The following is a 10,738-nucleotide window of genomic DNA, read 5'->3' as shown; positions in this document are numbered from 1 at the left end:
GGCCAGTACAGGAGTTCCCCGGCCCCGGCGCCGAGGGTGCGCGCACCGGGCACGTCCCGGTCCGGGTCGGCGATGTCCGCCGGCGGGGGGCCGCCGTGCTCGTCCCACAGCGTCACGTCCATACGCCCGCGCAGCACCCAGGTCAGCGCCGCGTGGGTGGGGGCCTCGGCCGCGCCGGCGTGCTGGGTGAACCGGTCGCCGGTGAGCAGCTCGGCGGTGAGGGGGAGGTTGGGCCAGCCGACCTGCCGCCACAGCCCGCTGACCGTGTCCCGTACGGCGGACCACAGGGCGTGGTCGAGGAGGAGCGGCTGTCGCACGGTCAGCAGGTAGCCCTGTCCGGAGACCTCGGCGTCGAGCCGGTCGAGGTAGTCGTCCAGGGTCGGGTCGGTGGTGTCCGGCAGCAGGGTGCCGGGGGCGCGCAGCCAGCCGTCGCCGAGGAGGAACCGGACGTCGGGCATCACCCAGAAGCGGGTGCCCGCCCGGAACGGTGCGCAGGAGGCGACGTTCAGGGGGTGGACCTCGTCGAGGCCGAACGGCGGCCGGGCGCGCAGCCGGACGGGCCGTCGGTCCCAGTAGCGCTGCCCGAACAGCTCCCAGTCGACGCCGTCGGGCGTCCGCCGCGCCTCGGGGGCCAGCGTGCTCATGATGCTTCCCTTCCGGTCAGGGGGAACCGCCGCCGGATGCGGTCCGTGTGGTCGGCGAGCGGTTCCATGCCGAGCGCGGCCCGGCGGTGGTCCACTTCTTCCGGGTCCTCGACCGGCCAGGGGACCAGCACTCCGCCGACGGGCTCGAACTTCGTTCCGTACACCTGCGGCAGCCCGTCGGTCACCCGCAACTCGTCGGTCAGATAGGCGACTTCCCGCCATGGCAGGTCGCCGCGCTCCGCTGCGCCCCGCATCAGCTCCAGGCAGTGGCGGCGGAAGTCCAGGTGCTCCCGGGCGTGTTGTACGAGGCGGCTCGCGGCGGTGGCCGCCTCCGCGCCGACCAGGGCGTGCCCGGGCCAGCCGTGGTCGGCCACGATCGCGGTGAGCCACGCGATCCCGGCGTCGGTCAGCTCCCGCAGACGGTGCTCGGCGGCCGGGTCGCTCATGCCGCCGTCGGCCCACGGCGTCCGGACGGCGCCGTCGAGCCGGTCCAGCCGCAGCAGCCTGCGCCGGATCTCCCCGGCGGGCGCGGGCTCGACCGGGGCCTCGGGCGCGTCGATCGGGTCGATCCGCAGCCGTATCTTCTGCCGGTCCCAGAGGTAGGTGATCCGTCGCCCCGCCTCCGGCCAGTCGAAGGCGACCTGGCCCTCGGCGGGGCTCTGCAGGTGCAGTCGTACGCCCAGCGGGGCATCCGTGACGACGTGGTCCGTCACATCGTCGAACACGTGCTCCACGGCGTCCCGGAGGGCCACTCCGAGACCGGCGAGGGTGAGGTTCTCGCCCTCCAGCAGCTCCCGCAGCGGGGGCCAGCCGCCCTCGGGCTCGGGCCGGGCGGCGACCCGGGCCGTCCCGAACGGCACGGGCGGCGGTTCGACGCTCAGCACCGGCCCGCCTTCCAGGGACCGGACGAAGTAGGGCACGTCCAGGCGTCGCAGCTGGTCGCGTTCGGCCCGGTCGAAGCGGACGTCGGGTTCGGCGGGACGGGGCGCCGCGCCGCCGCCGGACAGCCAGCGGGGCACGAGCGCGTCGAAGTACCGGAACGTGGGCTGCCGCAGGACCCGTACGTGGTGGCCGGCGGTGGCCGTCGACAGGAAGGCGCCGATGGCGGGCCGTTGTCGGCACATCAGGGTCCAGGCGTCGAACATGCCGCGCAGCATGGCCGGGAGGTAGGGCCCGTACCCGGTACGCCCGTCGGTGTCGGCGACGACGTTCCTGGTCTCCTTCCGGGCGAGGGATGCGCGGCGGCGGTGGAGGCGCAGCTCCCCGGTCGGCCGCTCGGTCCAGCACACCGGCGGGCCCTCGGCGTCGCACCAGCGGGCGGTGCGCTCCAGGCCGACGTGGTGCTGGTCGATCTCGGCGGTCGCGTCGTGCAGGAGGCCCGTGTCGTACAGGCGCGGGACCCGGCAGAAGTAGATCTCCAGGTCGATCGGGTAGAGCAGTGGCTCCGGGTCGCCCGGCCTGTTCCCGGTGACCACGTTGCCGCCGATCATGTCCGTGATCCCGAAGGCGAACATCGCGGCGGTCAGCGAGCCGGTGCGGTGCCAGAACCGGCCGGACTCCCGCGGGGTGAGCCGGGTTCCGGTCAGCTCCCACGGTCCGGAGGACCGGATCGGCCCCCACTGCGCGGGCGGCTCGATCCACTCCTGCCACAGGTAGCCGGGCTCGGCTCCGGGCCAGCAGGACAGCACGGGCAGCCGGATCTCGCCGGACGCCGTGGGCGCGTGGTTGAGCAGGTCGAACAGCGAGGCGGGCGAGCCGGTTCCGGTGGACGCGGTGAACAGCAGCTCGCCGGAGGCCGGCCGCGGTTTGTACGCGACCCGACCGCCGCCGGCGCAGTCGAGGCGCAGGACGCGCTGGCGTCCGTTGTGGGTTTCCTCGCCGTGGGCCCACAGTCCGACGACCGGCCCCCGGAACGCGGGTTCATCGGGCCAGCAGGCGTTCATGTCCCGGAGCAATCGATCGAGGAACAGCGTCAGGAATTCCTCGCAGCGCACCGCCCACTCGGCCACCCGGTCACGGGCGTAGTGCGGTCTTCCGGCAGCGCACGCCACGAATGCCTCGGATACCACGGGGCCGAAGATATCGGCGTTGGTGATATCCAGTATTCCGGCGGAAACAACGTCCGAATAGCGTGGTCCGGAGAATACGCACCAGGCGTCCAGCCGGTCCCACAGGTCCAGCAGCGGAGCGAACCGCCGGTCGCGGAGCGCGTGTTCGATCATCCGCGCGTCCGCCTCGCCGCCGAGCAGCCGGTCGATCGCGACCGTCCCTTCGGGGCCCGCCGCGACGACGGGCGGGAACAGTCCGCCGGCCTCTCCCTTCCGGACGGCGTCGATCACTCGTCGCACCACCGGGGAGAGTTGAGGTGATCCGTCCCGTTCGGCACCCCGATCGCCCCTCGGACCGGCCTGTCGGCCGGTGCCGCCGGGGTCACGCATCTCCCAGAGGGGCTCGACATCCACTGGTGATTCCGGCACGGCAGCCCTTCGACTCGTCACGGGGAGGAGGACGTGCGGCGCACCCGGGTGGCGCCGACGTGGCGACACCACCCGGCGCGCGTCAGCAGCAGTAGATGCTCGCGCACGAACCGCAGGAAGTGCCACTGCCCGAGTTCGTCGGTGAAGCGAGCGGCGGAATTTCTTGTTCCAGATCGCCGATCACCAGATCGAATACATCATCGGCGTTCCGGTCCGTTGGGCCCTGGACCTTTTCTTCAACTGCCTGCATGAATATCCTCCTCCCGTACTGGCCAATTGATCCGCCACTCAGTAGAACAATGCGACATGCCCCTGTCAACGAGCGGGACGCGGGCGCACCGCTTTACTGGCCGGTAGCCATCTATGCGACGCAGGTCACACTCCTCTACGGTCGGGGCACTGCCCCCGCCCCTCCGCATCGGCGAGCCGCCGACCGGGCCGGGCAACCCCGTCTCCCGCCCCAGGAGGTCCCATGCCACCCCCCACCGCCCGCCGCTCCCGGCGCAGGCTTCCCGTCGCGGTGCTCGCCGCCACCCTCGGAGCGGTCGCCCTCGGCGCCCCCTCCCCCGCATCGGCGTCGAACACCGCCGCCGAAGGGGACTACCTCGTCGGGCGCGGCATCTCCGATGTCACGGGCGAGGCCGCCGAGACCGGGATGATGGGCTACTCCAGCTTCGACCAGAAGACCTCGGGCATCCACCAGCGGCAGAGGTCGCGCGCCTTCGTCGTCGTGGACCGGTCGAGCGGCAAGCGCGTGGTGTACGTCAACGCCGACCTCGCGATGATCTTCCAGTCCGTGCAGCAGGGGGTCATCGCCCGTCTGAAGGAGCGTTACGGGGGCCTGTACGACGAGGAGAACGTCCTGCTGTCGGCCACCCACACCCACTCGGGGCCCGGCGGATACTCCCACCACGTCGCCTACAACCTGTCCGTCCTCGGCTTCCAGAAGGAGACCTACCGGGCCGTCGTCGACGGCATCACGGACTCCGTCGCGAAGGCCCACGAGGACCTGAAACCCGGCACGATGAGCCTGGGCACGGGAGCCCTCACCAACGCCAGCGTCAACCGCTCCCGGGAGGCGTTCGACCGCAACCCCGCCTCCGACCGGGCGGCCTTCCCCGACGCGATCGACCCGGCGATGACCGTGCTGCGCTTCCAGCAGGGCGACAGGGAAGCGGGCGCGATCAGCTGGTTCGCCACCCACAACACCTCGATCACCAACAAGAACACGCTCATCAGCCCCGACAACAAGGGCTACGCCGCCTACGCCTGGGAGCACGACCACGAGGGCGTGCGGTACCTCGACGACGCCCCCGGGTTCGTCGCGGCCTTCCCCAACACCAACGCCGGCGACATGTCGCCGAACCTCAACCTGAAGCCGGGGTCCGGGCCCACCGAGGACGAGTTCGAGAACACACGCGTCATCGGCGAGCGCCAGCTCGACAAGGCCCGCGAGATCTACGACGACACACGGCCCGTCTCCGGAGGCGTCGACTCCCGGCTCGCCTACGTCGACATGGAGAACGTGACCGTACGCCCGGAGTACACCCCGGACGGCGAGGAGCACCGCACCTGCCCCGCCGTCGTGGGCGCGTCCACGCTCGCGGGCAGCGTCGAGGACGGTCCCGCGATCCCCGGCTTCGAGGAGGGCACACGCACCCCGGTCGCGGGCATCATCGACGCGTTGCGCATCGACACCCCGTCCTGGCTCGCGACCTGCCAGTACCCCAAGGCGAGCCTGATCCCCACGGGGCTGCTGAGCAACGTCCACCCGGTCACCCCGAAGCGCCTCCCGCTCCAGATCATGAAGATCGGCGAGCTGCACCTGGTGGCCGCCCCGGGCGAGTTCACGATCACCTCCGGCCTCCGCGTACGCCGTACGGTGGCCGAGCGGCTGGGCGTCCCGCTGGACCGCGTCCTGCTCCAGGGGTACGCCAACGCCTACAGCCAGTACGTCACGACGCCGGAGGAGTACGACACCCAGAACTACGAGGGCGGCTCCACGCTGTACGGCCGCTACACCCTGCCGGCCTACCAGCAGGAGTACGCCCGGATCGCGGATTCCCTGCGCGAGGGCACCCCCTTGGAGCGGGGCGCGACGCCGCCGGACGAGTCGGGCCGGCAGTTCACCTTCCAGACGGGGGTCGTGTACGACAACCCGCCCGCCGGCAAGGCGTTCGGCGGCGTCCTGAAGGCCCCGGAGACCTCGTACGCGCGGGGCACCACCGCGACCGTCGAGTTCGCCACCGGGCACCCGAAGAACGACGTCCGCCGGGGTTCCACCTTCCTGGAGGTGCAGCGGCTGGAGAACGGCACGTGGCAGCGGGTACTGGACGACGGCGCCTGGGAGACCACCTACCGCTGGACGCGGCTGAACGGTCTGACCGGCACCTCCAAGGCCACGATCACCTGGGACATCGCGGCGGACACCGTGCCCGGCACGTACCGGATCGTGCACCACGGGGACGCCAGGAGCCCGCTCGGGAGGATCACGCCGTTCACCGGGGCGACGGGGCCCTTCACGGTGAACTGAGGGCTACGGGGTACGCGGGGTGGGCTGGAACCAGGCGGGGCCCTCGGTGAGGGCCTGCTTGATCCGGAACAGGGCGAACTCGCCGAGCGGCGGGAGCCCGTCCAACGGGAACCAGCCCACCTCCAGCGACTCGTCGTCGTTGACCGCCGCCTCGCCGCCGGTCGCCCGGCAGCGGAAGGTGACGTCGAGGTACTGGCAGATGTCGCCGTTGGCGTACTGCACGGGCTTCAGCGCCTGCGTGAGCACCACCCGCTCGGCCACGCAGTGCACGCCGGTCTCCTCCAGCACCTCGCGCTCCGCCGTCGCCGCCGGCTCCTCCCCCGGTTCGGAGATCCCGCCGATGACCGACCACCTCCCGGTGTCCGCGCGCCGCCCGAGCAGCACGCGGCCCTCGTCGTCGAGGACGACGGCCGTCACCCCGGGCAGCAGGAGCAACTGGTGCCCGGCGGTGGCGCGGATGTCACGGATGAAGTCGGGGGTAGCCATGGATCCGAGCCTACGTGGCCGGGTCAGGTGCTACCGCGCGGTGCCCCCGCTCCGGCGTGCGCGGAACGCCGACACGCTCACCCAGCCCAGGCCCGCCAGGGCCAGCAGCGCGATGACGCCCTCGGGCAGCGGGCCCATCCGGGTGGCGGGGGTGAGCGAGGAGCGCAGCGGGACCTCGTCCACGAGGGCATCGGGGGTGAACATCCCGCTCTTCTCGACGATCGTGCCGTCCGGGCGGATCACCGCGCTGACCCCGCTGGTGACGGGGACGACGACGGCCCGCCCGTGCTCGACGGCCCGCACCTGGGACATGGCCAGCTGCTGGTAGGTCATCTCGCTGCGGCCGAACGTCGCGTTGTTGCTCGGCACGGCGATCATCTGGCCGCCGTGCTTGACGGTGTCGCGTACGGCGTCGTCGAAGGCGGCCTCGTAACAGGTCACGAGCCCCACCTTCGTCCCCGCGAGGTCGAAGACGCCGACCTCGGTGCCGGGGACGAACTCGCGCTGCACCCGGTCGACGTCCTCGCTGAAGAAGCGGGCGACGGTGCGCATCGGCATGTACTCGCCGAACGGCTGGATGTGCCGCTTGTCGTAGGTGTCGACGGGGCCCTGGTCGGGGTCCCACTCGATCAGGGTGTTGCGGAGGCTGTCGGAGCCCTTCTCCACCACCGAGCCGACGACCGTGGGGGCCCCGATCGCCTTGACGGCGTCGTCGATGACCTGGCGGGCGTCCGCGTTGAGGTAGGGGTCGAGGTCGGAGGAGTTCTCCGGCCACAGCACGAAGTCGGGCTGCTTCTCCTTGCCCGCCTTCACGTCCTCGGCCAGCTGCTCGGTGCGCCGGGCGTGGTTGTCGAGGACCGCGCGGCGCTGGGCGTTGAAGTCGAGGCCCAGGCGCGGCACGTTGCCCTGGATCGCGGCGACGGTGGCCGTGCCGTTCTCCGCCGAGTCGTCGACCAGGGGCAGCGCGGCGAGCGCCCCGGCGACCGGTACGAGGACGCTCACGGCGGCGCTGACGACGGCCGCGCGCGGGACCCTTCCGGTCCTGCGGTACACGACGAACCGGCGCACGGCCTCGTGGAGCCCGAAGCCGCACAGCACGACGGCGAAGGAGAGCAGCGGGGTGCCGCCGAGCGCGGCGAGCGGCAGGAAGACGCTCTCGGACTGACCGAAGGCGATCTTGCCCCAGGGGAAGCCGCCGAACGGGATCCGGGCACGGACCGCCTCGTCCAGCGTCCAGACCGCGGCCGCCCACACGGGCCAGTACGCGAGCCGGGTCACCGCGGCGATCCCGAGGCACCCCACCGCGATGAAGAGCGCTTCCGCGGCGGCCAGGGCCAGCCACGGCACCGGGCCGACGTCCTCGCCGGTCCAGTGCAGCAGCGGAAGCATGAAGCCGAGGCCCGACAGGAGGCCCAGGCCGAAGGCGGTCCTGAGCCCGCGCCCGTGCAGCACCCATCCCAGCAGCGCGAATCCGGGCAGCACGAGCCACCACAGGGGCCGGGGCGGGAAGCTCGCGTAGAGCAGCAGTCCGGACAGCACGGCGGCGGCCGGGCGGAGGAGCCGCGGCAACAGGCCGGCGGCCGGGGAGGCTGTGGCGGGCGGCGGGTCGTCGACGGGAGTCATGGTGGCGCTCACCCGGCGGAGTCTACGGTGGGCGGCTGTGAGCGGCGGCGTTGACCTGCGGGGGGGGGCGGGGACGGGGGCGGCTCCGGGGTGCCTCGCGGGCGGCGGCGCGGTCGGTCGCCGGGACGGTGGCCCGTGGCCGACGCCGCCCGGGCCGGTGGCCCGGTCAGTCGCCGGGCCGTCTGCCGGAGGCCGGCAGCCGCAGGCGTTGCCGGATGAACCGTACGGCCGTCTCCGCGTCGTCGACCGTGACGGTGAAGGTGCGGCCGTCGCCGAGGTGCAGGGCCATGCCCTCACCCTTGCGGACCACGACGGCGGTGCCCTGCTCGGGACGCCAGCGGTAGCCCCAGCCGCCCCACTGGCGCGGATTGATCCGGGGGACGAACTCCGCGCCCGTCACATGGCTGAGCAGGATCCGGCGGCGCGGCAGGCCGGCGTGGCCGCAGCGCACCTCCAGGCTGTCCCCGTCGACCTTGACGGCCACATGGACGAAGGCGAGCGTTCCGAAGAGGATCAGCAGTCCGGCGGCGAGGCAGCCGATCACCGACATGAGCAGTGGGGCGATGCCCGAGGTCCACGCGCCGTCGACGGCCAGCTCGATGCCGAGGGCCACGCAGCCCGCGCCCGCGAGGGCCAGCAGCCACTGGATCCGGTTGGTGGCGCGGCCGTTCCACTCCGTGGGCGGCGCCTGGCTCGACCCGTGCCTCGCACTCTCGGGGTGGTCCGTCATATGCAGCAGCGTAGCCGCGTTCCGGGCTCCCGGCCGGGGCTGCGAGGGCCGATCGGGCTACCCGGTCCTGATTCCCCGGGCGCTCCCGGCGGGCCGGGTCAGCGGACGGGTACCGCGGCGGCCAGCATCCGGCCCTCGGCGTAGGTCAGGGCGGCCTCCGGGAGGGCGGCCGGGCGGCCGGCCCGGAGGACGGTGAGCATGCCGGAGGGCTCGGCCGTCGGGGCGGAGCCCGCTCCGATCCGGCGCAGCGCCTGGGCGGCGACCGCTCCGGCGGACCCGTGCAGGGCGAGCGGCGGGCGGCCGGGCCGCTGCACGGCCTCGCGGATCCGGGCCGCGACCAGCTCGTAGTGGGTGCAGCCGAGGACGACGGCCCGCACGTCGGCCGGGGTGAGGGCGGCGGCCGCCGCTACGGCCCGGTCGATCCCGGCCTCGTCACCGTGCTCCAGGGCGTCGGCGAGCCCGGGGCACGGGACCTCGGTGACGTCGGCGGGCCCGCCGAAGTCCGCGATCAGCCCGCGCTGGTAGGCGCTGCCGGTGGTGGCCGGGGTGGCCCAGATGGCGACGGAGCCGCCGCCCGCCGCGGCCGGCTTGATCGCGGGGACCGTGCCGATGACCGGAAGCGCGGGCTCCAGCTCGGCGCGGAGCGCCGGCAGGGCGTGGACGGAGGCGGTGTTGCAGGCGACGATCAGCGCGTCCGGCCGGTGGGCGGCGGCGGCGCGGGCGACGTCCAGGGCGAGCGCGGTGATGTCCTCGGGGGTGCGGGGCCCCCAGGGCATGGAACCGGGGTCCGAGGAGAGGACGAGTTCGGCGTCGGGCCGCAGGCGGCGTACCGCGGCGGCTGCCGCCAGCAGGCCGATTCCGGAGTCCATGAGCGCGATCTTCACCCGGTCACCCTAGCCGACAGCCCTTGCGGACCGGGCTCAGTGGGGCAGACTGCGGCGGATGAGCGCCGTTGCCTGGATCGCCGTGGGTTCACTGATCGCGTGGGTGTGGCTGCTGCTGGGGCAGGGCTTCTACTGGCGGACGGACCAGCGGCTCCCCCGGCGCACCGACCCTGCGCGCTGGCCGTCGGTGGCGGTGGTGGTGCCGGCCCGCGACGAGGCGGAGATGCTGCCGGTGAGCCTGCCGTCGCTGCTGGTCCAGGACTATCCGGGGGACGTCCGGATCATCCTCGTCGACGACTGCAGCAGCGACGGCACCGGGCAGCTGGCCCGGGACCTGGCCGCCCGGTACGGCGGGTTCCCGCTGACCGTGGTGACGCCCGGGGAGCCGGAGCGGGGCTGGACGGGCAAGCTCTGGGCCCTGCGGCACGGGATCGCGGTGGCCCGGCGGGACAAGCCGGACTTCCTGTTGCTGACCGACGCGGACATCGCGCACGAGCCGGACAGCCTGCGCGATCTGGTGGCCGCGGCCGGCACCGGGGGCGAGGGCGGCTTCGACCTGGTGTCGCAGATGGCGCGACTGCGGGTGGAGAGCGTCTGGGAGCGTCTTGTGGTGCCCGCGTTCGTCTACTTCTTCGGGCAGCTCTACCCGTTCCGCCGGGTGAACCGGGCCCGGTCGCGGACGGCGGCAGCCGCGGGGGGCTGCGTCCTGCTGCGCACCGAGGCCGCCGAGCGGGCGCGGATCCCGGACTCGATCCGGCAGGCGGTGATCGACGACGTGTCGCTGGCGCGTGAGGTGCGGCGCAGCGGCGGCCGGATCTGGCTGGGGCTCGCGGAGCGGGTGGACAGCGTGCGGCCGTATCCGCGGCTGGCGGATCTGTGGCGGATGGTCGCGCGGAGCGCGTACGCCCAGCTGCGGCACAGTCCGTTGCTGCTGGCGGGGACGGTCCCGGGGCTGCTGCTCGTCTACGTGGCGCCGCCCGCGACGCTGGCGGCGGGGCTGCTGGCGGGTGACGGGGCGGCGGCCTGGGCGGGCGGCGCGGCGTGGGCGGTGATGACGGCGACGTATCTGCCGATGCTCGCGTACTACCGTCAGTCGCTGTGGCTGGGGCCGCTGCTGCCGCTGACGGCGGTGCTGTATCTGCTGATGACGGTGGACTCGGCGGTCCAGCACTACCGGGGGCGGGGCGCTGCCTGGAAGGGCCGCACCTACGCGCGCCCGGAGGCCGCGCCCGACCGGTGACGCCGCGATGGGGGCGGGCGGGCGCGGCGGGGGCGGGTCACTTGCGGCCGGGCGTCCAGTTCATGCCCCAGCCGTAGGCCGCGTCGATGGTGCGCTGCGGGCTCACGCCCCGGTCCGGGAC

The 10,738-nt window shown here is 73.4% G+C and carries 8 protein-coding genes and 1 pseudogene; 2 read left to right on the top strand and 7 right to left on the bottom strand.

Translation table 11 applies throughout. The annotated features are described in order from the left end of the window. From CR470_RS31105 to CR470_RS39855, 3 genes and pseudogenes are all read right to left on the bottom strand, one after another. Window positions 1-644: pseudogene (locus tag CR470_RS31105) on the bottom strand (hypothetical protein); the annotation flags it as partial. Continuing rightward, window positions 641-3,082, bottom strand: a complete 2,442-nt coding sequence (locus CR470_RS31100; RefSeq protein WP_097870821.1) for a DUF4135 domain-containing protein — start codon at window positions 3,080-3,082, stop codon at window positions 641-643. The gene CR470_RS31100 and the pseudogene CR470_RS31105, both read right to left, overlap by 4 nt. A gap of 121 nt (window positions 3,083-3,203) precedes the next feature. Then, window positions 3,204-3,371 carry a hypothetical protein gene (locus CR470_RS39855; protein ID WP_179892433.1) on the bottom strand — a complete coding sequence of 56 codons (168 nt, stop codon included), beginning with the start codon at window positions 3,369-3,371 and terminating at the stop codon, window positions 3,204-3,206. 222 nt (window positions 3,372-3,593) lie between these two features. Between CR470_RS39855 and CR470_RS31095 the strand changes: the two genes are divergently transcribed. After that, on the top strand, window positions 3,594-5,654 hold the full coding sequence (locus CR470_RS31095) for a neutral/alkaline ceramidase (RefSeq protein WP_097870820.1): 2,061 nt from the start codon (window positions 3,594-3,596) through the stop codon (window positions 5,652-5,654). Between the two features lie 3 nt (window positions 5,655-5,657). Here CR470_RS31095 and CR470_RS31090 read toward each other — a convergent pair whose 3' ends face one another. The 4 genes from CR470_RS31090 to CR470_RS31075 form a co-directional block, all read right to left on the bottom strand. Continuing rightward, the gene (locus CR470_RS31090) at window positions 5,658-6,140 is read right to left on the bottom strand and encodes an NUDIX hydrolase (RefSeq protein ID WP_097870819.1); all 483 of its coding nucleotides are present in this window, start codon (window positions 6,138-6,140) and stop codon (window positions 5,658-5,660) included. A gap of 30 nt (window positions 6,141-6,170) precedes the next feature. Then, a complete protein-coding gene (gene lnt, locus CR470_RS31085; protein WP_097870818.1) occupies window positions 6,171-7,763 on the bottom strand; it encodes an apolipoprotein N-acyltransferase in 1,593 nt (530 codons plus the stop codon). A gap of 166 nt (window positions 7,764-7,929) precedes the next feature. Continuing rightward, window positions 7,930-8,493 carry a hypothetical protein gene (locus tag CR470_RS31080; protein ID WP_097870817.1) on the bottom strand — a complete coding sequence of 188 codons (564 nt, stop codon included), beginning with the start codon at window positions 8,491-8,493 and terminating at the stop codon, window positions 7,930-7,932. A gap of 98 nt (window positions 8,494-8,591) precedes the next feature. Then, window positions 8,592-9,377, bottom strand: a complete 786-nt coding sequence (locus CR470_RS31075; RefSeq protein WP_097870816.1) for a glutamate racemase — start codon at window positions 9,375-9,377, stop codon at window positions 8,592-8,594. A gap of 58 nt (window positions 9,378-9,435) precedes the next feature. On the opposite strand from CR470_RS31075, the gene CR470_RS31070 reads away from it, so the two are divergent. Next, the gene (locus tag CR470_RS31070; protein WP_097870815.1) at window positions 9,436-10,617 is read left to right on the top strand and encodes a glycosyltransferase; all 1,182 of its coding nucleotides are present in this window, start codon (window positions 9,436-9,438) and stop codon (window positions 10,615-10,617) included. Window positions 10,618-10,738 lie beyond the last annotated feature (121 nt).

The sequence above is a fragment of the Streptomyces sp. rh34 genome, from assembly GCF_002551245.1.
In the GTDB taxonomy this organism is placed as follows: Bacteria; Actinomycetota; Actinomycetes; order Streptomycetales; family Streptomycetaceae; genus Streptomyces.
This window is presented reverse-complemented; position numbering and strand designations above follow the sequence as displayed.

Bases quoted from the DNA above. Each gene is read 5' to 3' on its own strand.
- CR470_RS39855 (WP_179892433.1), bottom strand. From the start codon at position 3,371: ATGCAGGCAGTTGAAGAAAAGGTCCAGGGCCCAACGGACCGGAACGCC.
- CR470_RS31070 (WP_097870815.1), top strand. From the start codon at position 9,436: ATGAGCGCCGTTGCCTGGATCGCCGTGGGTTCACTGATCGCGTGGGTG.
- lnt (WP_097870818.1), bottom strand. From the start codon at position 7,763: ATGACTCCCGTCGACGACCCGCCGCCCGCCACAGCCTCCCCGGCCGCC.
- CR470_RS31090 (WP_097870819.1), bottom strand. From the start codon at position 6,140: ATGGCTACCCCCGACTTCATCCGTGACATCCGCGCCACCGCCGGGCAC.
- CR470_RS31095 (WP_097870820.1), top strand. From the start codon at position 3,594: ATGCCACCCCCCACCGCCCGCCGCTCCCGGCGCAGGCTTCCCGTCGCG.
- CR470_RS31080 (WP_097870817.1), bottom strand. From the start codon at position 8,493: ATGACGGACCACCCCGAGAGTGCGAGGCACGGGTCGAGCCAGGCGCCG.
- CR470_RS31100 (WP_097870821.1), bottom strand. From the start codon at position 3,082: ATGCGTGACCCCGGCGGCACCGGCCGACAGGCCGGTCCGAGGGGCGAT.